This is a genomic window from Corynebacterium tuscaniense (genome assembly GCF_008693065.1).
In the GTDB taxonomy this organism is placed as follows: Bacteria; Actinomycetota; Actinomycetes; order Mycobacteriales; family Mycobacteriaceae; genus Corynebacterium; species Corynebacterium tuscaniense.
This window is the reverse complement of the sequence record NZ_VXKH01000002.1, coordinates 1-24080: the sequence shown is the minus strand read 5'-3', so window position 1 is coordinate 24080 and position 24080 is coordinate 1. Positions and strand designations below refer to the sequence as shown.

Below are 24080 nucleotides of genomic sequence, written 5' to 3'. Positions count from 1 at the left end.
CGCAGTGACTCCCGCTAAAACCACGCCGCTAGTTTGGAGCCGGTGGCATAGTCTGCTGGACGGCGAAAAGGTTGCGGTGATGGTGGCAGGTAAGCTCGGGGGCCATGAGTGACATGGCTGCACATAACCTGGACACTGCTGAGGCCACCGGTGCTGATGCCGGGGTCGGCGGAGATAAAAAGAGGCCCCTCAACGTTGTTGTGGGTGTCTCCGGGGGAATTGCCGCGTACAAGGCATGTCACTTGGTGCGTGAGTTCACGGAGGCCGGGGATAGCGTGCGGGTTGTGCCTACGCCGTCAGCGCTGAACTTCGTGGGTGCGGCAACGTTTGAGGCACTGTCTGGCCACCACGTGGACACGGGGGTGTTCAGCCGTGTGGATGAGGTGCAGCACGTCCGCGTGGGTAAGGAAGCGGACCTGATTGTCGTCGCGCCGGCCACGGCGGATACGATCGCACGTATCGCTGCGGGTCGCGCAAATGACCTTCTTACCGCGACGGTGCTTGTGGCCACGTGCCCGGTGGTGCTAGCGCCGGCGATGCACACGGAGATGTGGGAGAACCCTGCAACCCAGGACAATGTGGCAACGTTACGTCGCCGTGGCCTCATTGTGTTGGAGCCTGCGCATGGGCGTTTGACCGGCAAGGATACCGGTCCGGGCAGATTGCCGGAGGCATCGCAGATTGCGGCGATGGCGCGCACAATTGTGGCGGTAGGGACGTTCACTCGGTCACTGGAAGGCAAGAAGGTGGTGATCTCCGCGGGCGGCACGCAGGAGAATATTGACCCAGTGCGCTTCATTGGTAACCGGTCTTCCGGCAGGCAAGGGTTTGCGCTCGCAGACATCGCGGTTCATCGTGGCGCGAATGTAACCATCGTCGCGGGGGACACCGATGAGTTGGAGACACCTCCTGGCGCAGAGATCATCCGCGTGCGCTCCACGCGCGACATGAAGGAGGCTGTCGACGCCGCGGCGGTGGGCGCTGACATTGTGATCATGGCAGCTGCTGTCGCCGATTACCGCCCGGAAACTGAGGCTGATTCCAAGTTGAAGAAGGGGCAGGCGGATGATGTCTTATCGACGCTGCGGTTGGTGGAGAATCCGGATATTTTGAGGGGGCTCGTCGATAAGCGAGAGGCTGGCGAGACGTCTGCGACGATCGTTGGCTTTGCGGCGGAAACTGATGATCCGCTGGAAAATGGCCGGGCGAAGTTGGCGCGCAAGGGCGCGGACATGCTCATGGTGAACTCCGTGGCGGGAGGAAAAGTCTTCGGTGAGCTGCGCAATAGTGGCTGGCTGCTCGGTGCGGATGGATCGACGGAAGACATTGAGGATGGGCCGAAACACGTGGTTGCGGCACGGATGTGGGATGCGATTGAGAAGATCACGTCCGGTGACGGGGAGTCGATTCGACAGGATTAGACAGCTTAGTCTATTCTTGGGTGCGCACAGTCGCCGTAATGGCGCGCGTTTCTTTTGACAGCCGTCTCACCTGTAAGGACCTGCAAGCCCATGACCGACCCGTTCTACCGCCTATTCACCAGTGAATCCGTCACTGAAGGCCACCCGGACAAGATCTGCGATGCGATCTCCGACACGATCCTGGATGACATGCTTGCCCAGGACCCGCTGTCCCGCGTAGCAGTGGAAACGATGGTGACTACGGGCCAGGTTCACGTGGTGGGTGAGGTGACCACGCAGGCGTACTCCAACATTGCAAAGCTGGTGCGCGACAAGCTCGTGGAAATCGGGTTCACTTCCTCCGAGGTTGGTTTTGATGGCCGTACCTGTGGCGTCAACATTGCTATCGGCGACCAGTCCGCGGAGATTTCTGACGGTGTGACTGATTCCCTTGAGGTGCGCACCAATGAGTCCACCGGCGAGGAAGATCAGTCCGGTGCTGGTGATCAGGGACTCATGTTCGGCTACGCCACCGATGAGACCCCGGAGTTCATGCCGCTGCCGATTTCCACCGCGCACCGTCTGTCGCATCGCCTCACACAGGTGCGCAAGGAGGGCATCGTTTCCGGTCTGCGCCCGGATGGCAAGACACAGGTGACTTTTGCTTATGACGGCGACCGGCCCGTCTACCTGGACACCGTGGTCATCTCCTCCCAGCACGATCCGGAATTCACCGGCCAGGAACTCGAGGACGCACTGCGCACCCATATCCTGGAGTGGGTCATTGAGGACGCTGGCCTGGGCCAATACTACAACGCAGACACCACATTGCTGGTCAACCCTTCTGGTTCCTTCGTGCTGGGTGGCCCAATGGGTGATGCTGGTCTGACCGGCCGCAAGATCATTGTGGATACCTACGGCGGTATGGCTCGCCACGGTGGTGGGGCCTTCTCCGGTAAGGACCCCTCAAAGGTGGATCGTTCCGCCGCGTATGCGATGCGCTGGGTGGCTAAGAATATTGTGGCGGCTGGCCTGGCACGTCGCGTTGAGGTGCAGGTTGCGTACGCCATCGGCCGTGCCACGCCGGTCGGCCTGTACGTGGAGACCTTCGGCACTGCCGCTGATGGCCTGACCAACGAGTCGATTCAGCAGGCAGTGGACAAGGTCTTTGATCTGCGTCCGACCGCCATCATCCGCCAGCTGGATCTGCTCCGCCCGATCTACTCCGCAACGTCTGCCTACGGCCACTTCGGCCGCACTGATGTGGCGTTCCCGTGGGAGGAGACCAACAAGGCCGACGACCTGCGTGCGGCGGCGGGGATATAGGGAATAGAGAGGTTACTTGAGGGTGGGCCGGGCATCGTCGGAAAGCGATTCAGCGCTATCTTGCTCGGCCCATTTTTCTTTTTCTGATTCTGACTTGCGGTGATTGCGCAGTGCGATGAAGCCGAGAGCAATGCCGATGACCACCGGCACCCAGATTTTGGAATATTCAGCTAGCAGCTCAACCCATTCAGGAATCTCGGGAAAGGGGATATGTGGAAGCGTGATATCTGGCGTGGGCAACGTCAGATGGGGCAGGTGGGGTACAGGTAAATCCAGGTGTGGCAAGGTGACATCTGGTAGCTCCCAATCCGGGATGAACTGAAGAATCCAATCAAGAAAACGCGACAGAACTGGGGCAAGCAGCAACACGAGGAGGGCCCAGCCGCCTTTGCCAAGACCCTCGACGATGGGGATCGCCGTACGCCGCAATGCGCTGGACTCCATTGCTTGTCTGCGTTTCTCACCCCGTGAACCTTGCGGTGGATCAAACTCAACGACGGATGACCCCTCACGGAAATCAACGTGCAAGATTTCTTTAAAGGGACTGGCCAGAATTTTCACGTGCGGCTTGTCCCGGTCCACACCCAGGGAGATCATCGGCTCGAGTTTGGTTGGTTCTTTTTGGGAAAAGAGGCTGTACCGGCCGGACTCCAATTGATCGTAGCGATGTTGAGGCACGCCATCCACGAGGATTTCTACCCGTGTCTGCGGGTTGATCAGGCGGGCGTGGATCCGTTCTTTCACAGAGCTGTCGCCGGTGAGGCGGTGGCCCGCTTTCTCTTTGCCAGGCCAATCTTCATCGATCCGGGCAAAATCAGGGTCGAAACCCGTTCGAATCTCAATGAGGCCATAGCGGGGATGGTGCAGTGACCATTCCTCTAAACCGGAAGCGCAATCGTAGTGTTCGAGTGAGCCCATTCCTAGCCCCTCGCCTGCGACACGGTGTTGGCATCGGCGTGGTTGAACTTCGTGCCAATCGCCTGCCCGGCAAACATCCCGATGGCAGCGGTAGCAGCGCACCCCAGTGCATAGAGAAACGTTCCGTCATTGAAATAGAGAACTTTGGCCAGCCAGAACCCCACGCCCGCGAAAAACGGTAAGGAAAACGTGGTGCGGTATGTCCACCCGTCAACAAAACCGGCCAGCGCAGCGGTACCAAACAAAAAGATGAGAACCGGGACCAGGGCTTTCTCTGCACCAAAGGCCGGTATCAGGACCCAGGGACCCAGGACGTAGGCCACGAGCATGAGAACAGGGGTTGCGTACTGCCACCCGGAGCGGTCTGTCTCAGTATCGTCGGATTCTGCTTTGCGGGGCACGGTCATGGTGCAAGACTACCAACGGGTGCTCCACTTCGATGAGGCACTAAAAGTCGCTCAAAGAGGTGTAGGTGACACCTACCTGGGGTGCTCCGATAAGCTCGTCCAAGCTCACTGGGCGCAGGCCCTTGGCGCGGAGACCATCAATGACACACTCAGCTGCATTTACGGTACTGAGGTGGATATCGTGCATGAGAATGATAGATCCTGCCTGTGCCTGAGCCACCGCGATAGAGCACGTCTTTGATGCGTCACGGTGCTGCCAATCAACCGTATCCACGTCCCACAAAGCTAGGGCCTGGCCACGTCCGCCCACGATTTCAGCAACGCGCGCATTTGTTGCACCGTAAGGCGGGCGCATCCACGTGGGGTGGGGCGCGCCAGCACTGGTGATCGCATCATTTGCGGCATCGAGCTGCTTGGCCACCCCGGCATTGCTTAAAGCTGTGAGCGGGGGATGGGTGTTGGAGTGATTCCCAATGTCATGGCCCTCTTTGTGCATGCGCCACACGATCCCCGGGTACTCCTTGGCGTTCACTCCGATGAGGAAGAACGTGGCATGCACGTGCTTCGTCTTCAGTATGTCCAAAAGTGTGCTGGTGTTGGGTACGGGGCCGTCGTCGTACGTAATGGCAACGCAGTTCTCGCACCCCTTGGCTTTAAAGTTTTGCTTCTGGCCTGGCGCGCGCGACACCAGCGGAGCAAGGGGTGTCAGAGCAAGCGGGAGCGGAGAAACACCGACACGGAAAGTTGAATCAGGGGCCTGGGGGAGAGGAGCAGATAACGCGGACCCGATGCCAACCAACATCGGGATAGGAGCCGCACTCGTGGTGGCAATCGGGGCAGCATTCGCGGTGACAGAAAGCGCAGTGAACGCGGTGAGCCCCGTGAGCAAAGCTAAGGCGCTCGTAGTGAGCGAACGTTTCATGGTTAAACGCAAACTCCAACAAAGTCGCACCGGGTGCGCTTAAGCAGACGGTGAAGCAGAAACATGAGATGGATAGATGATGGATAGATTATGCCTTCTGCCAGGATGAAAGACGAAACGTCGCGGGGGTGTCGCACCACCCCGCTAGGATCAAGGCCATGTCAAAAACGCTCGCCGCTGATCTACCCGTGGTGCGCGTGCTGCCGCTCCTTGGTCTGCCGCATTTAGACCGGCCGTTTGATTACTTAGTCACCGAAGAGGATTCCGCGGCCGCGCAACCGGGAGTTCGTGTGCGCATTCGTTTTGCGGGCCGGTTGGCAGATGCAGTGGTTCTGGGGCGTGCGGCTACGTCTGAGCACGAGGGCAAGATCCGTTTTATTGAGCGGGTGATTTCCCCGGAGATTGTCTATCCGGAGCACATCCGAAACCTAGTTGATACCCTGGCCGATAAATATGCCGCGGTGCGCTCCGATATCCTGCGTACCGCAATCCCGCCACGCCACGTGAAAGCGGAGCAAACCGATACGACCTCGGCGTGGGAAGACCAAGGCACCGCGAAAGAACCTGACTTATCCGCGTGGAGTGCATACGAGTACGGGGAATCCTTCGTGGACGCCGTCATCACCGGAACACTCGCCCGCGCCGCGTGGCAGATAGCCCCCGGTGATGATTGGGCGGCGGCCCTTGCGGCCCTAGCTGCCAAAGTGGCTATTGACGGCGCGGGTGTACTGATTGTCCTTCCCGACCAAAAAGACGTGGACCAGATGGCAGCGGCGCTAGCGGAACATGTGGGACCAAAGCAGATCACAACCCTGACGGCCTCCCTTGGCCCACAGGCACGGTACAGCAGGTTTCTGTCAGTTCTGCACGGGCAGGGGCGCCTGGTTATCGGGACGCGCTCAGCCGCTTTCGCGCCCGTGAAAAACCTGAAGCTGGCGGCGGTCATGTTCGACGGGGATGACTCACTAGTAGATCCGCGTGCCCCATATACCCATGCCCGGGAGGTTCTGACAACGCGCTCAGCAGTGGAGAAAGCCTCCCTCATCATTGGCGGCTACGGCCGCACCGCGGAGACACAACTGCTCGTAGAAGCCGGCTGGATGCACTCCCTTGTTGCGCCACGAAATACAGTGCGCACGCGCTCCCCGCACATCCATGCGGCGGGGGATAGCGAATTTGAACTGCAACGTGATCCACGCGCAGGCGCAGCACGGTTGCCCTCAGCTGCTTTTGTGGCGGCACGGAGCGCCCTGGTTGAGAACAAACCAGTTTTGTTTCAAGTCCCACGCGCCGGGTACGTCCAATCTCTAGCCTGTGGGATCTGTCGCGCCCCAGCGCGCTGTCGCGCCTGTAATGGTCCGCTCGGTTTGCCCAGTGGTGGGGAAGCAGCTGCACCAACCTGCCGGTGGTGTGGGCGTATTGATAGTGCTTACTCCTGCCCGTCCTGCGGCTCGCACCGTTTGCGCGCCGTTGTGTTGGGCACTCAGCGCACAGCGGAGGAACTCGGCCGCGCCTTTTCCCCTGCGACTGTGATCTCTTCCTGGGGTGACCGCATCCATGCAGAGATCCCGGACAAAGCTGCCGTGGTCGTGGCCACTCCGGGTGCGGAGCCACGCGTGGAGGACGGCGGTATGTACGGCGCTGCCGTTCTCCTGGATACTTGGGCTTTGCTGGGTCGCCCCGATCTGCGCGCCACGGAAGAGACCATGCACAAGTGGATGGCAGCAGCCACGCTGGTGGCGCCACACTCCAAAGGCGGCGATGTAGTGGTAGTCGCGGACCCATCTCTGCCCGTTGTGCAGCACCTCATCCGCTGGGATGCGCCGGGGCACGCGGCATTGGAGCTCGCTGCCCGCAGGGAGGTCCGCTTCCCACCGGCGGTGCATATGGCAGCTGTGGACGCACCACGCGAAGCGCTCGAGGACTTTCTGGAGCACACCGATTTGCCTGATCAGGTAGATATCCTGGGGCCAGTTGACCTACCACCCGGGGTGGACCTGCCAGGCGAGTGGGACCGGTCCAAGTTAGGGGAGGCGCAACGCGTGCTGATCCGCACGCCACTTTCGACGCGTAACGCGCTGGGCAAGGCTCTGCGCGCCGGGAATGTGAACCGCGCGACCCGCAAGCAGGATGCGCCACTGCGTATTCAGATCAACCCCATGCACATCGGTTAAACCCCGAGCGGGGGCTAGGTAGACTCGCGCTCATGACTGTTCGCCCTATCCGTATCTTCGGTGACCCGATTCTCAACACTGAAGCACAAAGCATTGAGCTTTTCGACGTTACCCTAGCCACCCTCGCCTCCGACATGCTCGAAACCATGGACGCTGCTGGTGGCGTTGGTCTTGCAGCGAACCAGATCGGGTTGGCTAAGCGCATTTTTGTCTACGACTGTGATGGGTTGCGTGGTGCATTGGTGAATCCGGTGTGGGAACCCGTGGGTGACTATGCACAGATTGGCATGGAAGGATGCTTGTCTATCCCGGATGTGCAGGCGGAAGTGGTCCGCCATGAATCCGTGATTGCGCGGGGTTTTGATGTTGACGGCCGCCCCGTCACCATCAGCGCCAGTGGTCTGCTGTCCCGCTGCATCCAGCATGAGACGGACCACCTGGATGGTGTTTTGTACCTGCGGCGTCTTGACCCGGAGGTTCGAAAGGAAACGATGGAGATCATCCGCGGTATGGACTGGTTTAACGCCGGCGAAGAGCAGCAGTAGTCGCGGGTTAGGGAAAGGATTACAGATAATGCGCCTTGTTTTTGCTGGAACACCTGAGCCGGCGGTTGTTGCGTTGGAAAAGCTCATTGCTTCTGACCATGAGGTTGTCGCCGTACTGACCCGCCCCGATGCGAGGCGGGGCCGCGGGCGTACCCTGCACCCGTCGCCCGTCAAGGCTTTGGCATTGGAGCACGGCATTGAGGTTCTCACCCCGACCACGTTGAAGAGGAACGAGGAGGTGAAGGCCCGACTGCAGGAACTCGCCCCGGATGCCATCCCAGTGGTCGCCTACGGCAGCCTTATTCCAGAGAACTACCTGGGCATCCCCACACACGGATGGGTGAACCTGCACTTCTCGCAGCTGCCACAGTGGCGCGGTGCCGCACCAGTTCAAGCAGGTATTCTGCACGGCGATGAGTACAGTGGCGCCACCACTTTCCGTATCGACGCCGGCCTGGACACCGGTGACATCATTTGTCAGGTGTCTGAGCCGATTCGCTCCACCGATACAGCGGATGATTTGCTTACGCGCCTGGCCTACAGCGGCGCGGATCTTCTCGTGCGCACCATGGATGAACTCGCTGCTGGTACAGCCACACTCACTCCGCAGGAGGGGGAGGCGAGCTATGCCCCGAAGATCACCAAGGACGACGCACGCATCAATTGGACCGCACCCGCTATTGAGATTGACCGTGCGATCCGCGCCTACACCCCAGGCCCAGGCGCGTGGACAATGCTCGACGGCCAACGTGTCAAAGTTGGTCCAGTGGTTGTCGACGACTGTTTGTCACCCACCAGCCCCGGTCATGTGACCGTGTCCAAGAACACCGTGACCGTGGGCACTGGGACGACCCCGGTGGTGTTGCAGATGATCCAGCCCCCAGGGAAAAAGATGATGGTCGCTGCCGATTGGGCGCGTGGCCTACACAGTGCTGAAGGAGTGGTGTTCGAGTGAGCGGCGGATTTAGGTCACGCACCAAGAGCGCACAGAAGCAACCATCAAAGCCGGCAAGAACTTCGACCCGGGAGAAAGCCCCACAGACTGCCTCCCAGGTGAAAGCCATGGGGGACAAGGCGCGCGAAGTTGTCTTCGATGTTCTGCTCCGTGTCGCGGTGGAGGACGCCTACGGCAACTTGGTCCTTCCACAACTGCTACGCGAGCGCAGCATCACTGGTCGCGATGCCGCCTTTGCCACAGAACTCGCTTACGGTGCGATGCGCACACAGGGCGTGCTCGATGCCGTGATCCGTGATTGTTCTTCACGGCCGCTCGCGGATCTTGATCCGGCTGTTCTTACCGCCTTGCGCATTGGTGTTTATCAGTTGCTGTATACCCGAGTGGACGCGCACGCGGCAGTGGACACCTCGGTCCGTCTCGTCGAAGCCGCTGGTCATCCGAAGGCCAAAGGCTTTGTTAACGGAATTCTTCGTACCGTCACCCGGACCGAACCCGCGCAATGGATCAAGAAGCTCAGTCCAGCCGATCCACTGGCTGCAGTGGCTTTCCATACGGCACACCCTGAGTGGATCGCACGTTCTTTTGCCACCGCGCTTGGAGTCAACCCAACTGGTGCTGGCGCCGAGGAACTCGAAAAGGCACTCGTTGCAGATTCCGAGCGCCCCGTGGTCCATCTAGTTGCTCGCCCCGGTGAACTCTCCGCGGAAGAATTAGCTCTCACCACCGGCGGGGAAGAAGGCAAGTACAGCCCCTACGCGGTCTATTTGGAAAGCGGTGATCCTGGTGCCCTTCAGCCCGTGCGCGATCGGATGGCCGCTGTCCAAGACGAGGGCTCCCAGCTCATCGCCCGTGCCGTGACTGAAGTCCCGGTGGAATCCGATGCCGGTCGCTGGCTCGACCTGTGTGCTGGTCCCGGTGGTAAAGCAGCCCTCATGGGAGCCATCGCCGCCATTGACGGAGCACACGTGGATGCCGTTGAGGTCAGTAGCACCCGCGCAGACCTCATTCGCAAGACTACGCAGGATCTTCCCGTCACCGTTCACGTTGGGGATGGTCGCAATCCCGGTTTGGAACCTGGCTATGATCGTGTCCTCGTTGATGCTCCTTGTTCCGGCCTCGGTGCGTTACGCCGTCGCCCGGAAGCGCGCTGGCGAAAAGCCGAAAGCGACATTGCAGAGCTCAACGTGCTGCAGGAAGATCTACTGGCCTCCGCTATTGAGCTAACTAAACCCGGTGGCATTGTCGTTTATTCGACATGTTCCCCCGATGTCAGGGAAACACGCGGGATCATAGATAAGGCCCTGACTGCCGGGGCCGTTGAGGAACTCAACGCGCACGAGTTCACCTGCGGCATGGAGGGCGTGGGCCCCCACCGAAGCGTTCAGATGTGGCCACACCGCCACGGGACGGACGCGATGTTCTTTGCGGTTCTGCGCAAGCAGTAAAGGATTGTGAAAGACTTAGCACCCCAACCCATCCTGCCCCTGTGTTTCCGCAGGTCACTAAAAACGGGCATGTTAAATCCTTCACCCGCACGAAGTAGAGTGGTGGCATGATCTACATTGCTCCGTCAATTCTGGCCGCTGATTACGCCGCTCTCGGCGCGGATGTGAAGAAGGTTCCTGCCGCTGACCTCATCCACGTGGACATCATGGATGGCCACTTTGTGCCCAACCTTTCGTTCGGTCCGGACGTGACCAAGGCGGTTGACGGGGTGACAGACCAGTTCTTGGACATTCACATGATGATCGAGGAGCCGGAGCGCTGGTTCGAGACGTACATCAAGGCCGGTGGCGATCGTCTTGTGTTCCACATTGAGGCGACGGACAACCATATTGCTGCCGCGAAGCAGCTGCATGACCTTGGCGTTCAGGCAGGTTTTGCTATCAAGCCGGGTACCCCGATCGAGCCTTACCTCGATGATATTGAGCACTTTGAGCAGGTCATGGTCATGAGCGTGGAGCCGGGCTTCGGCGGGCAGAAGTTCATGCCGGAGGTGCTGGGTAAGGTGGCTACCCTGCGTGAACGCATTGAGGAGGCTGGCTTGTCCACGATCATCGGCATCGACGGCGGCATCTCTTCATCCACCATCGAGCTGGCTGCCGAAGCTGGCGTGAATGCATTCGTCGCTGGTTCCGCTGTCTTCGGTACTGAGGATCCGGCTGGGGCAGTGGAAACCTTGCGTGACCTGGCCACTATTGCCGCAAACCGCTAAATGGAGCCCCCTATGGCTGAGGCGGTGCAGTCCGCCATGATTGCTGCGCACAATGCTGGTCAAAAGGTGCGTGGCACGACGAGCCCTAACCCGCCGGTGGGCTGTGCCGTCTTTGATGACAGCGGCATTATTGCCACGGGTGCCACTGAACCACCGGGAGGCCGTCACGCGGAAAGGGTCGCGCTTGATCAAGCCACCACCATCAATCCCGAAAGAATAAAAGGGGCCTCCCTGGTCGTGAGTTTGGAACCGTGTAACCACACTGGCCGCACGGGACCGTGCACTGAAGCGATCGTGGCAGCAGGAATCGCCCACGTGTACTACGTGAAGGATGACCCGAACCCCCAGGCAGCTGGCGGTGCGGACTACCTCCGTGCGCACGGGGTTCAGGTTACCCAGGTGGACTTCCCGGTTGATGGCCTTGAACCGTGGCTGGACTCGGTGCGTTACGGGCGTGTGTCTGTGACGGCAAAGTTTGCAGCCACTCTGGATGGCTTCACTGCGGCTCCGGATGGAACAAGCCAATGGATCACGGGGCCAGAGACTCGCCAGTACACGCACTTTGACCGGGCGATGCGTGATGCCATCGTGATCGGCACTGGTACCGCGATTGCGGATAATCCGTCCCTCACCGCGCGCGACCGTGACGGCTCGCTTTTAGCAAACCAACCCCGCCGCATTGTGGTGGGCACGCGTGAGGTGCCGGAAGGTAACCTGACCAGGCTGGGTTTCGAGCAGTATTCAACACCGGAAGAAGCTTTTCAGGCACTGTATGAATCAGGAGCACGAGATGTGCTCGTGGAGGGCGGTCCAACTCTTATGCGTAGCGTGTTTGAACTTGACGTCGTGGACCGTATTACAGCCTACGTCGCTCCGATGCTCTTTGGCAGCGGACGCGGACTGCTGGATGGGCCGCTCGTAAACACCATCGGCGAGGCGAAGCGCTACACGCTGTACGACGCGTTTTGCCTCGGCGAAGATGCCGTCATCGAACTATGTAGGAAGGACAACTGATGTTCACGGGTTTGGTTGAAGAAATCGGCCGGGTGGACAAGCTGGAGCAACTCACCGACGCGGTCCGGCTGACAATCCATGGGCCAACAGTCACAAGCGATGCAGCACCGGGGGATTCCATCGCGGTGGACGGAGTCTGCCTGACCGTCGTGGACAAGCTCACAGAGGGGTTTACCGCTGACGTCATGCAAGAAACTTTGAACCGCTCTCGCTTGGGTAGCTACAAGGTGGGGTCCCGCGTCAACCTTGAGCGAGCTCTGACGGCCGGGGAAAGGCTGGGTGGTCACATTGTTCAGGGCCATGTGGACGGGGTCGGTGAACTGATCAGCCGTGCGTCATCTGAGCACTGGGAGGTGCTGCGGTTCTCCCTTCCCGCGGACTTGGTCCGCTATGTGGTGGAGAAAGGCTCGATCGCCATCAATGGCACATCGCTCACTGTTTCAGCTGTTGGGGAGGATTTCCTGGAGGTTTCCCTCATCCCCACAACCTTGGCGGAGACGACCTTTGGGGACATGGTGGTGGGGGAGCCGGTGAACCTCGAGGTGGACGTGGTGGCCAAGTATGTTGAGAAAATGGTTGGGGGTTACCATCTACAGCCATGATGGACTCGCTGCGCCTTGATTCTGTGGAAGATGCTGTGGCGGCCATCGCCCGAGGTGGTGCGGTGGTCGTGGTGGATGATGAGGACCGCGAGAACGAAGGTGACCTCATCTTTTCTGCACAGCACGCCACGCCGGAAATGGTGGCGTTCATGGTCCGCTATTCCTCCGGCTATATTTGCGTAGCCATGGAGGATGAGGCGGCAACCCGCCTGGATCTTCCGCCGATGGTCGCACGTAATGAGGACGCGCGTGGCACCGCCTATGCTGTCACTGTTGATGCGGCCACGGGGACCACGGGCATTTCCGCTACTTCGCGCGCGGAGACGATTCGACGGTTGGCTGACCCCGAGAGCGCGCCGACCGATTTCACTCGTCCCGGTCATATTGTGCCGCTGCGTGCGCGAACCGGTGGAGTGCTCGTGCGCGACGGGCACACAGAAGCGTCCGTTGATCTCGCCCGGATGGCTGGTTGTACACCGGTGGGTGTGTTGTGTGAGCTTGTGTCCGAGAAGGACCCGACGGACATGGCGCGTGGGCCTGAACTGCGCGAGTTTGCGGATGAGCACGGTTTGCCGATGATCTCAATCGAACAGCTCATCGCGTACCGCCGCCGGACGGACCGTATCATCGAGCGCGCCGTCACCACCACGTTGCCCACAGAATTTGGTGTGTTCACAGCGTACGGTTATCGCTCGATTATCGACGCCACTGAGCACATCGCCCTCGTCTGCGGCGACGTCGCGGACGGGCAAGATGTACTCGTCCGCGTCCACTCCGAGTGCTTGACCGGTGATGTGTTTGCCTCGCAACGCTGTGATTGTGGGCCGCAGCTGCACGAGTCCATGCGCAAGATCCAAGAAGCTGGCTGTGGCGTGATTATTTATGTCCGTGGGCATGAAGGTCGTGGCATTGGGCTCTTGCACAAACTGCAGGCGTACCGGCTGCAGGAAAATGGCCTAGATACCGTGGACGCAAACTTGGAGCAGGGATTGCCGGTGGATGCGCGGGAGTACTCCGTTGCCGGCCAGATCCTGGCGGACCTGGGTATTGCGTCGGCCGAGATCTTGTCCAACAACCCGGACAAGGTCGAGGCTTTGAGCGGATACGGCCCGATTATCTCCGGCCGCACTCGTATTGAGATCGCACCGAACAACTGCAACATCCATTACCTGCGCACCAAGCGTGACCGCATGGGGCATGATCTGCCACTCGTGGCTGAGTGGGAAAACGTGCAGGGGCACTAGGAACAAAAGCGAAGGGAAGGCTCAATATGGCAACTAGTGGAACACCAGTGCCGCGCCACATTTCAGCTGAGGGTTTGACCGTTGCTGTGGTGGTGACGGAGTGGAATGCGGAGATCGTCGATAAGCTGCGTGAGCGTGCACTGGCAGCAGCGCGTGAAGCGGGCGCAAAGGCAGAGCTTTTTAGCGTGGCCGGTGCGCTGGAACTACCCGTTGTTGCGCAGGCGTGTGCACGGCGTTTCGATGCCGTGGTCGCGCTCGGCTGTGTTATTCGCGGTGAAACCGCCCACTTTGAGTACGTCTGTGATTCCGTGACCGAAGGCTTGACGCGTGTGGCGCTTGATGAGCAAGTTCCGGTGGGCAATGGTGTGCTCACCGTGGAGAACGTGCAGCAGGCCCTTGCGCGCACGGGCGGGGCAGGAGCCAAGGAGGACAAGGGCGCGGAAGCAATGGATGCCGCACTGTCTACCGCATTGACCCTCGCGCGCGTGCGGGCTTTTGCCCCGCGCACCCACGACCACTGGTGATGGATATTTTCGCCCGCGTGACAGCGTGGGTAGGATGACGTGAGAAACCCCAGCGAACAAAACCGTCGAACAACAACCACGGAAGAGTGCAGTGACTGACACAAACAGCGCACCGGGACGAAGCATCAGTGACCGGGACCTGGCTTATTACAACGCGTTGGATCCGCATGCGGTGACATCGACGAAGCCGTGGGAGCTGGAAATTACCTCGCCGGCACTGAAGCGTGTTGCCCTGCTGTTGGTCGTACTGATCATGGCCGTGCACATCTTCATGGGCATCGTGGTGGACGTGGAGTTTACGGGTGCGGCGGTGAGCACCATCGATAAGTTTGCCTTCCCCGGTATTGGCTTGATTCTGTCTGCTGCAACATGGATTGGGCTGTCCCGCCCGCGGGTGCGTGTGAATGAGGATGGGGTAGAGGTGCGCAATATCATTGGCACCCGTTTCTACCCGTGGCTGGTTGTCTACGGTCTGGCGTTTCCGCAGGGCTCCCGCATGGCGCGGTTGGAACTGCCCGAGTTCGAGTATGTTCCGCTGTGGGCCATTCAGTCCGCGGACAAGGAGCGGGCAGTTGCTGCGGTGAAGGACTTCCGCGCGTTGGAAGCCCGCTATATGCCAGAGGACTAGCCACATGGCTAATCCAGCAACCTACCGTCCCGCCCCAGGCAGCATCCCAACGGAGCCTGGGGTGTACAAGTTCCGCGATGCCTCCGGGCGCGTGGTGTACGTGGGCAAGGCAAAAAACCTGCGTGCCCGCCTGAACAACTATTTCCAGCCGCCAGAGCAGCTCCACCCCCGTACCCGCCAGATGGTGTTCACGGCCGCGAAGGTGGAGTGGACGGTTGTGGCTAGTGAGGTGGAAGCGCTCCAGTTGGAGTATACCTGGATCAAACGTTTCGACCCGTGGTTCAACGTCATGTACCGCGATGACAAGACGTATCCCATGCTCGCAGTCAGCGTGAAAGAGGACTACCCGCGCGCGTTCTTCTACCGCGGTCCGCGGCGCAAGGGCGTGCGCTACTTCGGCCCCTTTTCCCATGCGTGGGCTGTGCGCGAAACGCTAGATCTGCTTACTCGCGTTTTTCCTATCCGGACGTGTTCCAATGGTGTGTTCAAGCGACACGAGCAGTTGGGACGGCCGTGTTTGTTGGGGTACATCGATAAATGTTCCGCGCCGTGCGTGTCCCGTGTGAGCGAGGAAGAATATACAGACATCGTGGACGGGTTCATGGGCTTCATGTCCGGCCGTACAGATACGCTGGTCAAAACGTTAACCAGCCAGATGCTGGAAGCCAGTGAAAACCTAGAGTTCGAAAAAGCAGCGCGGCTTCGTGACGACCTCGGGGCCGTCAACAAAGTCATGGAGCGCCAAACCGTCGTGCTGAGCATGGACACGGACGCAGACATCATCGCTTTTGATACTGATGAGCTGGAAGCCGCCGTTCAGATTTTCACGGTCCGCGAGGGCCGTATCCGTTCACAGCGTGGTTGGGTCGTGGAGAAAACCGGGGATGAGCCCGGCAGTACGGAGCGTCTCGAGGAGGGGCGGGCTGATCCTGCCTTGCCGGTGTCGATGCAGAATTTCCTCGTGCAGTACTACTCCGATGCGGTGGAGCGTGTTGAGCAGGAACGTATCGAAGATGAGCGGTTGGCTGCAAAGAAAGTGCGTCGCCGCGGTGTGGACCAGGAATCCCATGCAGCACAACGCGCCCCGATGCCGGTACCGCGCGAAATTCTCGTGGAAGTCATGCCCGAGGAACCGTCAGAGACCGAGGAGCTCCTCGAAACACTCCGGGGTGGGCCGGTGGATATTCGGGTGCCGCAGCGTGGCGATAAAAAATCGCTCATGGAAACTGTCCAGCGCAATGCCAAGGAGTCTCTGCGCCAGCACAAGCTGAAGCGTGTGGGTGATCTCACCGCGCGTTCACAGGCGCTGCAGGATATTCAGGATGCGTTGGGTCTCGATGAGGCGCCGCTGCGCATCGAGTGCACGGACATCTCCCACATTCAGGGCACCGATGTGGTGGCTTCCCTCGTGGTGTTTGAGGACGGCCTGCCCAAGAAGTCGGATTACCGCCGCTACCGCATCAAGGAAGCAGCGGGGGATGGGCGCAGTGATGATGTGGGCTCTATCGCCGAAGTCACGCGCCGCCGCTTCAAGCGTCACGCGCAGGACAAGCTGGCCAATCCGGAAGACCCAGAGCTAGATAACACCGCTTTCGCTGATGAGGAACCAGATGACGCGGTGGAAACAGCAAGCAACAAACGCTTTGCCTACCCGCCACAGCTATTCATCGTTGATGGCGGTAAACCACAGGTCAACGCAGCCCAAGCAGTTTTCGACGAACTCGGGGTCGTCGATGTCGCCCTCATCGGCCTAGCCAAGCGCCTTGAAGAAGTATGGGTGCCTTACGACGATGAACCGGTTATCCTGCCCCGCAACTCAGAAGGCATGTACCTGTTGCAACAAATCCGTGATGAAGCACACCGTTTTGCCATCACCTACCACCGCCAGCAACGCTCCAAACGCATGCGTGCCTCTGCACTCGATGGCATCCCGGGCCTTGGGCCAGCGCGGCGCAGTGATCTGGTCAAGCACTTCGGTAGCGTGAAAAAGCTGAAAGCTGCCAGCGTCGAGGACATCACCGAGGTCCCGGGGATGGGCCCCAAGCTTGCGCAGAAGGTGTATGACCATTTGCATGTGGGAGACTGAGGGGAATCGTCGATAAGCAGCTACATGCTCTGCGCATTTCGATACGATGGGGCGTATGACTTCATCTTCCGCGTCGCGCCCTGTGATCATCACCGGCATGTCCGGTGGCGGGCTGTCCTCCGCAGCGAACGTCTTTGAAGACAAAGGCTACTTTGTCTCTGAGAACCTCCCACCGCAGCTCGGCCTTGAACTCATGGACATGGCCATGGCCGAGGAGTCCCCAGTGGACAAGCTCGCCGTGGTGACAGATGTGCGCGCACGCATCTTCCGCGGGTCTCTCATGGACTTCATTGAGCAAGCACGTGAACGTGGCTACAACCCCTTCATTCTTTTTCTAGAGGCGCGCGACGAGGTGTTGATCAAACGCTTCGATAGCGTTCGACGCACCCATCCGCTGCAGGGCGACAACCCGTTGCACGTGGGCATTGCCCGTGAACGCGCTGAGCTAGCGTGGGTGCGGGAAACAGCGGACGTGATCATTGATTCCTCAAACCTGTCCATCCACGATCTGCGTCGCGCGATTGAGGCTTCCGCTGGGGACCTCGGCTCCTCGAAGCAGCACGTGACCGTGGAGTCTTTCGGTTTCAAGCACGGTTCCCCACGCGATGCCGACCTGATTTTCGACGTGCGCTTCCTGCCTAACCCATACTGGATTGAGGAGCTGCGTGACTTCCGCGGTGTGGACAAGCCCGTCAGTGACTACGTGCTGTCGCGGCCGGGTGCGGACGAATTTATTGACGGGGTTGTGGACCTGCTCAGCTCAATGATGTCTGGTTACAAACACGAAGGCAAAGACTTCGTCACTGTGGGCATTGGCTGCACTGGTGGGCACCATCGCTCCGTGGCAGTCTCCGAGGAAATTGGCCGGCGACTTAGCTCCCGAGGGGAAGTAGACGTTGCCGTGATGCACAGGGACTTAAAGCGGCACTAATCACCGAGCTCATTGCACCACCGGTGATGTAGTCAGCCCCCTTTCAGCGAGAGAAAGACCTCCCATTATGAACGCCTCTCATATCAATGTGGCTAGCCTCGGCGGTGGACATGGACTCCACCAAACCCTTCTGGCTGCGAAGCAGATCGCAGCTACGAACAATGGCGTTGTTGATCCCGGTAATTATCATGTGAACGCCATTGTTACCGTCGCTGACGATGGCGGATCGTCCGGCCGATTGCGCCGTGAGCTAGACATCGTGCCGCCCGGGGATCTCCGTATGGCACTGGCGGCACTTACCCCATCGAGCGAATTCGGCGAGGAATGGAAGCACATCATCCAGCACCGTTTTGGTGGAAATGGTGCAATGGCCGGACACGCGGTGGGCAACCTCATCATCGCTGGAATGGCGGAGGCTTATGGAGACTTGCAGCGCGCGCTAGACACCGTGGGACAATGGACCCAAACCGTTGGTCGGGTGTTGCCAGTTGCCTTGGAACCGCTCGATATTGAGGCAGATGTGGCGGGGCTTGATGATGACCCGCGGGTGGTTCGTTCGGTCCGCGGTCAGGTTGCAGTGGCCACCACGCCTGGTTCAGTCCGTCGAGTGCGTATCCTCCCCGCGAACCCGCCAGCTAATCCAGCTGCGGTGCAGGCGATCCTCAATGCTGATGTGGTGACCATTGGGCCGGGTTCCTGGTTTTCTTCCGTAATCCCACACCTTCTGATACCGGAGATTGTGCAGGCGCTGACCGATACGCAGGCTACCGTCATTGTCATTCTCAACCTCTCACCAGAAGCGGGGGAGACTCCGGGATTCACTACGGAACGGCATATCCATGTATTCAACCAGCACGCGCCGGAGTTGAAGGTGGACTACTTCTTGGCTGATTCGGGGATCACATTGTCCGAAGGGGAGCGGCGCTATCTTCAGCGGGCGGCGGCCAGTGCTGGAGCGGAAGTGACGTTTGCAGATCTCGCCGAGGTTGATGCTTCATCACAGCGCACGAGCAGGCATGATCCAGAAAAACTGGCAGCTGCCATCACATCACTTGTGCGTGGAAACTAAACTGATGTGAGCAAACGGAAAGGATGAATGCGAACGTGGCATTGACGTCGAAAGTCAAAGACGAGCTCCTGGGTGTAGCCCCTACTGGAACGGACACCCGGATCGCTGAGGCGACAGCGATGCTGCGTGTAGCTAGCGAGTTTGAACAAGGCTTGCGGGGGCTAGAAATCCGTGCCGAATTCGTTGAGCGTGCTGTGGCTGAACACCTCGCCTCAACAATTCGGGATGTATGCGATATTGACGTTGAGGTGAAAAGCATCAATGCTGGCACCCAGTCCCGGGAAGCCTGCTATGAAGTGAAAATTACAGACGGTGCTAAAGACGTGATTCGGCGTTTCCGGCTGGTCACGGCGTCCGGGCACCCAGTGGTTGGCCTGCCACGCAACATTATTTCCGGAATGATCGGTGAAGTGGAAGCCGCCTGGCGTGGTGCTTTCCTCGCGCGCGGATCTCTGACTGAACCCGGTCGTACCGCCGCACTCGAAGTTGTTTGCCCACGCCAAGAGACTGCACTGGCGCTCGTTGGTCTGGCGCGACGTTTATCAGTCGCGGCTAAGACGAAGGAAACCCGTGGCACAGAGCGCGTCTTTGTACGTGACGGTGATGGCATTGGGATCCTTCTGTCCCGCATGGGCGCACCGCGCGCGCGATTGGAATGGGATGAAAAGCGCATCAAACGCGACGAGCGGGCCAGCGCGAATCACCATGCGAATTTCGACGATGCCAACCAGCGCCGCTCCGCCCAAGCAGCGGCGGCGGCTGCAGCCCGCGTTGACCGTGCAATGACCATTCTTGGGGATGACGTACCAGAACACCTGGCTGACGCAGGCTTCCTGCGCGTCAAACACCGTCACGCCTCTTTGGAAGAGCTGGGTCGCCTGGCTGACCCTCAGATGACCAAGGATGCCGTTGCGGGGCGCATCCGCCGCTTGTTGTCCTTGGCTGACAAACGGGCGAAAGAGCTGGGTATTCCGGATACGCACGCAGCGGTGATTGAAGAAGACTAAGACGAGCCCTTAACCGCGTTCTTGGTAAATGCCTGTGACCCTGCGACCACGGGTTCAATTCTCTACACTGGGAACAAGAGGCCGCGGGTTGACTTAGCAATCGGTTCACGGTCTGGACAGCACAACCAGATAGTTTCAAGGAGTCTTTTCAGTGACCACTCGCATTGGCATTAATGGCTTTGGCCGAATTGGCCGTTCCGCATTCCGCATCATCTTGGACAAGTTCGACGGTGACCTTGAGGTTGTGAAGATCAATGACCTCACCGACAACCAGACGCTGGCTCACCTGATCAAGTACGACACCGCCTATGGGCGTCTTGGACGCGAAGTTTCGTTCGATGACACCTCGCTCACCGTCGATGGCAAGCGCATCGAGGTCACCGCGGAGAAGGACCCGGCAAACCTCGCATGGGGCGAAGCTGACGTGGACATTGTTCTTGAGTGCACCGGCATTTTCAACGACGGTGAGAAGGCTAAGGCACACATCGATGCTGGCGCCAAGAAGGTCATCGTTTCCGCGCCGGCAAAGAATGTGGACGGCACCTACGTGTGGGGCGTGAATCACCACGACTACACCAACGACCAGAACATCATTTCGGCTGCGTCCTGCACAACAAACTCCCTGGCACCTGTGGCTAAGGTCCTCAACGATGCGTTTGGTATTGAGAATGGTCTGATGACCACGATCCACGCCTACACCGGTGACCAGCGCATCCAGGATGCACCGCACAGGGACCTGCGTCGTGCTCGCGCTGCTGCACAGAACATTGTGCCCACCACCACTGGTGCGGCTCGCGCCGTGGCACTTGTTTTGCCTGAGTTGGAAGGCAAGCTCGACGGTTTTGCTATGCGCGTACCCACCATCACTGGTTCCGCTACGGATCTCACGGTGAACGTGTCTAAGGAAGTCACCGTTGAGGAAGTCAATGAGGCAGTGAAGAAGGCCGTCCAAGATCCGGAGTTTGGACAGGCACTCGAGTACACCGAAGATCCGATCGTCTCGTCCGACATTATTGCTAATGAGCATGGTGCGATCTTTGACTCTGGTATGACCCGTGTGATCGATGGCAAGCTGGTGAAGATCATCTCCTGGTATGACAACGAGTATTCCTACACGTCCCAGTACATCCGCCTGACCAAGCACGTCGCGGATAATCTCTAAACCGACCATCTCTGCGCCCCGCGCGTGCCTGAGTGACAGCCCGGGGGAGTGCCACCACACATTCCTCCGGGTTTTCGCTTATGCGCCCTCCACGTTTCCCCACCACCCCATAACTTTTGAAGGAGACATCCACCATGGCTGTACGTTCTATTGATGAGCTGCTGAAGGAAGGCGTTGACGGCCGTCACGTCCTTGTCCGCTCGGACTTCAACGTTCCGCTCGATGATGACGGCAACATCACCGACGCTGGTCGTATTGACGCATCGTTGCCGACGATCAAGGCGCTTATCGACGGTGGCGCGAAGGTCATACTCACCGCCCACCTCGGCCGCCCTAAGGGTGAGGTGAACCCGAAGTACTCCCTGAAGCCGGTTGCGGAGGCGCTGTCGGAGAAGCTTGGCCAGTACGTTGCTCTTGCTACCGATGTCACTGGTGAGGACGCACACGAGCGTGCAAACGGCCTGTCCGAGGGTGACGTGCTGCTGGTGGAGAATGTTCGGTTCGACGCCCGCGAGACCTCCAAAGACGATGCCGAGCGTGGCGCCTTCGCCGACGAGCTGGCAGCGCTTGCTGCTGACAACGGAGCTTTCGTGTCCGACGGCTTTGGAGTGGTGCACCGCGCCCAGGCTTCTGTTTACGACGTGGCTAAGCGCCTTCCGGCATACGCGGGCTACCTCGTTCAGGCAGAGGTGGAAAAGCTGGCCACGATCAAGGACAACCCGACTGCGCCGTACATCGTTGTGCTCGGTGGCTCCAAGGTGTCTGACAAGCTCGGCGTGATTGAAGCACTGGCTGAGAAGGCTGACAAGGTCATCATCGGTGGTGGCATGTGCTACACCTTCCTCACCGCCCAGGGTCACAACACCCAGGCCTCCCTGCTGCAAGAGGAGATGGTGGACACCTGCAAGGAGTTGCTGGCTAAGTACGGCGACAAGCTTGTATTGCCGGTGGACCTCGTTGCGGCATCTGAGTTTGACAATGATGCGGACCGAAAGGTCGTGGACCTTGACGGCATCCCGGAAGGTTGGCTGTCTCTTGACATCGGACCAGAGTCCGCGAAGAAGTACGCGGAAATCATCGCTGATTCCAAGACGGTGTTCTGGAATGGCCCGATGGGCGTGTTCGAGAAACCGAACTTCGCTGATGGCACCCGCGCTGTCGCACAGGCAATGATCGACGCAACCACGAACAACGGTTCCTTCACAGTGGTTGGTGGCGGCGACTCCGCCGCATCCGTCCGTACACTTGGGCTGGATGAGAGCGGTTTCTCCCACATCTCCACCGGTGGTGGGGCTTCCCTCGAGCTAGTTGAGGGCAAGGAACTGCCAGGTGTCGCGGTACTGGAAGCCAACTAACCCCGCTTACCTGTAGAAAGGATTTCTCATGGCACGTAAGCCGCTCATCGCCGGTAACTGGAAAATGAACCATGACCACCTTGAGGCGATTTCCCAGGCACAGCGTCTAGCTTTTGCTTTGCCGAAGGACTACTTCGAAGACGTGGACGTAGCGCTGACGGTCCCGTTCACGGATCTGCGCTCGCTGCAGACCCTGGTGCAAGGGGACAAGCTGCAGATCACCTATGGCGCTCAGGATGTATCCCAGCATGACGCTGGCGCATACACCGGTGAAGTTTCAGCGCAGATGCTGGCTAAACTCGATTGCACTTGGGTTGTGGTGGGCCACTCTGAGCGCCGCGAATACCACAATGAGTCCAATGAGCTTGTTGCTGCTAAGGCCAAGGCCGCGTTGGGGCAGGGGATCACTCCGATCGTCTGTGTCGGCGAGCAACTCGATGTGCGCGAGGCAGGCAACCACGTTGAGTTCGTTGTAGAGCAAACCCGTGCTTCACTCGCTGGGATGGATGCTGCAGCACTGGAGAACGTCGTCATTGCGTATGAGCCGGTCTGGGCCATCGGCACCGGTAAGAGCGCATCAGCGGCTGACGCCCAGGAGATGTGCGCCGCAATCCGTTCGCTTATCGACGAGTTGGCGGGCCCCGACGTTGCTGCCAGCATCCGCATCCTCTACGGCGGTTCCGTGAAGACGGAGACTGTCGCGGAGATCATCGGGCAGGCAGATGTTGATGGCGGCCTCGTAGGTGGAGCCTCACTCGATGGCGCGGACTTTGCCAAGCTAGTCGCAGCAGCCGGTGACGCTGTACGCCAGCAACCCCCCACCCAATAGGAATAGGTACGCCACACACCGGGGCCAGCGATGCTGGAACTAAACCGGTGCTGGTGTACCATATGACGAGTTAACCCGCACCCACATTTGGAGGCAGACACACCCATGACACTGACACTGCAGATCATCCTGGTTCTCGCATCGATCCTGATGAGTGTCTTCGTCCTCCTACACCGTGGCAAGGGCGGTGGCCTGTCCAGCCTCTTCGGTGGCGGTGTCCAGGCGAACCTGTCCGGTTCCACCGTGGTGGAGAAGAACCTGAACCGCTACACCGTCATCGTGGCGGTTATCTGGATCCTCTGCATCATCGGCCTGAACCTCATCCAGGCGTACGGCCTCTAGCTCGTACAAGCAGTAAAGCCGGGACAGTCTACGTCCCGGCTTTTGCTCGTTCTAGAAGGTTAATCAGCAGCAAGTGTGCCCGGAAACCGTGATGTGAATTAGCTGATCTGGGGAAGAATGCGGACATGCCCGGTGTGGAGGTCCTGCCGTTTCAGCCGTCAGAATGTCCGGACCCCGGTCACCTCGCCTCGGTAATCCGTTTTTGGTCGCGGGGGCCTTGTGTGGTGATGGGCTGGTTGGACGATCCGGTTTGACTATCGCCTTGAACCACGATCAGTGTCCTGGGGTTTTGCCTCGCGGCGATCGCCATTGTCAAACCGAACCACACAGCCTGTTTTTGGGCATGCCGAAAGACCAGCTGTTGCTGGCTTTCAGCATGAGGTGTGAGGTGTCTCGCTTATCTTCCGTAGAGCAGTGTCATC

The 24080-nt window shown here is 59.4% G+C and carries 23 protein-coding genes; 20 read left to right on the top strand and 3 right to left on the bottom strand.

The features are described 5' to 3' along the window. The first annotated feature begins 104 nt into the window (after nt 1-104). Both coaBC and metK read left to right on the top strand, forming a co-directional pair. On the top strand, nt 105-1421 hold the full coding sequence (gene coaBC / locus F4V54_RS00910) for a bifunctional phosphopantothenoylcysteine decarboxylase/phosphopantothenate--cysteine ligase CoaBC (protein WP_376998115.1): 1317 nt from the start codon (nt 105-107) through the stop codon (nt 1419-1421). A gap of 90 nt (nt 1422-1511) precedes the next feature. Further along, nucleotides 1512-2726, top strand: coding sequence for a methionine adenosyltransferase (gene metK, locus F4V54_RS00905; protein WP_102724484.1), 1215 nt, complete (start codon nt 1512-1514; stop codon nt 2724-2726). Between the two features lie 12 nt (nt 2727-2738). On the opposite strand, the gene F4V54_RS00900 is transcribed toward metK, so the two are convergent. The 3 genes from F4V54_RS00900 to F4V54_RS00890 are packed head-to-tail and all read right to left on the bottom strand — an operon-like array spanning nt 2739 to nt 4973. Then, nucleotides 2739-3644 (bottom strand): hypothetical protein, encoded by a 906-nt coding sequence (locus F4V54_RS00900; protein ID WP_102724485.1) that lies wholly within the window; start codon nt 3642-3644, stop codon nt 2739-2741. A 2-nt stretch (nt 3645-3646) separates the two neighbouring features. Further along, a complete protein-coding gene (locus F4V54_RS00895) occupies nt 3647-4051 on the bottom strand; it encodes a hypothetical protein (RefSeq protein WP_034663561.1) in 405 nt (134 codons plus the stop codon). Between the two features lie 40 nt (nt 4052-4091). Beyond that, a complete protein-coding gene (locus F4V54_RS00890) occupies nt 4092-4973 on the bottom strand; it encodes a polysaccharide deacetylase family protein (RefSeq protein WP_102724486.1) in 882 nt (293 codons plus the stop codon). Nucleotides 4974-5131: 158 nt separating this feature from the next. On the opposite strand from F4V54_RS00890, the gene F4V54_RS00885 reads away from it, so the two are divergent. From F4V54_RS00885 to secG, 18 genes are all read left to right on the top strand, one after another. After that, a complete protein-coding gene (locus F4V54_RS00885; protein WP_150385934.1) occupies nt 5132-7147 on the top strand; it encodes a primosomal protein N' in 2016 nt (671 codons plus the stop codon). 32 nt (nt 7148-7179) lie between these two features. Next, a complete protein-coding gene (gene def, locus F4V54_RS00880; RefSeq protein WP_034663566.1) occupies nt 7180-7692 on the top strand; it encodes a peptide deformylase in 513 nt (170 codons plus the stop codon). Between the two features lie 28 nt (nt 7693-7720). Continuing rightward, the gene (gene fmt / locus F4V54_RS00875) at nt 7721-8647 is read left to right on the top strand and encodes a methionyl-tRNA formyltransferase (RefSeq protein WP_102724489.1); all 927 of its coding nucleotides are present in this window, start codon (nt 7721-7723) and stop codon (nt 8645-8647) included. Then, nucleotides 8644-10095: an RsmB/NOP family class I SAM-dependent RNA methyltransferase gene (locus tag F4V54_RS00870; RefSeq protein WP_102724490.1), complete on the top strand. Its 1452-nt coding sequence runs from the start codon at nt 8644-8646 to the stop codon at nt 10093-10095. The genes fmt and F4V54_RS00870 overlap by 4 nt, the downstream gene beginning before the upstream one ends. Nucleotides 10096-10202: 107 nt before the next feature. Next, nucleotides 10203-10865 (top strand): ribulose-phosphate 3-epimerase, encoded by a 663-nt coding sequence (gene rpe / locus F4V54_RS00865; protein WP_102723273.1) that lies wholly within the window; start codon nt 10203-10205, stop codon nt 10863-10865. 12 nt (nt 10866-10877) lie between these two features. Then, the gene (gene ribD, locus F4V54_RS00860; protein ID WP_249041181.1) at nt 10878-11879 is read left to right on the top strand and encodes a bifunctional diaminohydroxyphosphoribosylaminopyrimidine deaminase/5-amino-6-(5-phosphoribosylamino)uracil reductase RibD; all 1002 of its coding nucleotides are present in this window, start codon (nt 10878-10880) and stop codon (nt 11877-11879) included. Next, the gene (locus F4V54_RS00855) at nt 11879-12481 is read left to right on the top strand and encodes a riboflavin synthase (protein ID WP_034663578.1); all 603 of its coding nucleotides are present in this window, start codon (nt 11879-11881) and stop codon (nt 12479-12481) included. The genes ribD and F4V54_RS00855 overlap by 1 nt, the downstream gene beginning before the upstream one ends. After that, the gene (locus F4V54_RS00850; RefSeq protein ID WP_150385932.1) at nt 12478-13725 is read left to right on the top strand and encodes a bifunctional 3,4-dihydroxy-2-butanone-4-phosphate synthase/GTP cyclohydrolase II; all 1248 of its coding nucleotides are present in this window, start codon (nt 12478-12480) and stop codon (nt 13723-13725) included. Before F4V54_RS00855 ends, F4V54_RS00850 begins: the two co-directional genes overlap by 4 nt. Before the next feature lie 26 nt (nt 13726-13751). Further along, nucleotides 13752-14249 (top strand): 6,7-dimethyl-8-ribityllumazine synthase, encoded by a 498-nt coding sequence (gene ribH / locus F4V54_RS00845; RefSeq protein ID WP_150385931.1) that lies wholly within the window; start codon nt 13752-13754, stop codon nt 14247-14249. A gap of 91 nt (nt 14250-14340) precedes the next feature. Beyond that, nucleotides 14341-14877: a PH domain-containing protein gene (locus tag F4V54_RS00840; RefSeq protein ID WP_034663585.1), complete on the top strand. Its 537-nt coding sequence runs from the start codon at nt 14341-14343 to the stop codon at nt 14875-14877. A gap of 4 nt (nt 14878-14881) precedes the next feature. Next, a complete protein-coding gene (uvrC, locus tag F4V54_RS00835; protein WP_150385930.1) occupies nt 14882-16963 on the top strand; it encodes an excinuclease ABC subunit UvrC in 2082 nt (693 codons plus the stop codon). Nucleotides 16964-17018: 55 nt separating this feature from the next. Then, nucleotides 17019-17894 carry an RNase adapter RapZ gene (gene rapZ / locus F4V54_RS00830; protein ID WP_052092722.1) on the top strand — a complete coding sequence of 292 codons (876 nt, stop codon included), beginning with the start codon at nt 17019-17021 and terminating at the stop codon, nt 17892-17894. 67 nt (nt 17895-17961) lie between these two features. Beyond that, nucleotides 17962-18963 carry a gluconeogenesis factor YvcK family protein gene (locus tag F4V54_RS00825; RefSeq protein WP_102723279.1) on the top strand — a complete coding sequence of 334 codons (1002 nt, stop codon included), beginning with the start codon at nt 17962-17964 and terminating at the stop codon, nt 18961-18963. Between the two features lie 35 nt (nt 18964-18998). Continuing rightward, complete coding sequence (whiA, locus tag F4V54_RS00820) at nt 18999-19970, top strand: DNA-binding protein WhiA (RefSeq protein WP_249041180.1); 972 nt, start codon at nt 18999-19001, stop codon at nt 19968-19970. A 151-nt stretch (nt 19971-20121) separates the two neighbouring features. Continuing rightward, nucleotides 20122-21132, top strand: coding sequence for a type I glyceraldehyde-3-phosphate dehydrogenase (gap, locus tag F4V54_RS00815; protein WP_034663592.1), 1011 nt, complete (start codon nt 20122-20124; stop codon nt 21130-21132). Between the two features lie 134 nt (nt 21133-21266). Next, complete coding sequence (locus F4V54_RS00810; protein WP_034663595.1) at nt 21267-22487, top strand: phosphoglycerate kinase; 1221 nt, start codon at nt 21267-21269, stop codon at nt 22485-22487. Between the two features lie 28 nt (nt 22488-22515). Further along, nucleotides 22516-23316, top strand: coding sequence for a triose-phosphate isomerase (gene tpiA / locus F4V54_RS00805; protein WP_150385928.1), 801 nt, complete (start codon nt 22516-22518; stop codon nt 23314-23316). A 105-nt stretch (nt 23317-23421) separates the two neighbouring features. After that, entirely contained in the window at nt 23422-23658 is a 237-nt protein-coding gene (gene secG / locus F4V54_RS00800) for a preprotein translocase subunit SecG (RefSeq protein ID WP_034663599.1), read from the top strand. The last annotated feature ends 422 nt before the right edge of the window (nt 23659-24080 follow it).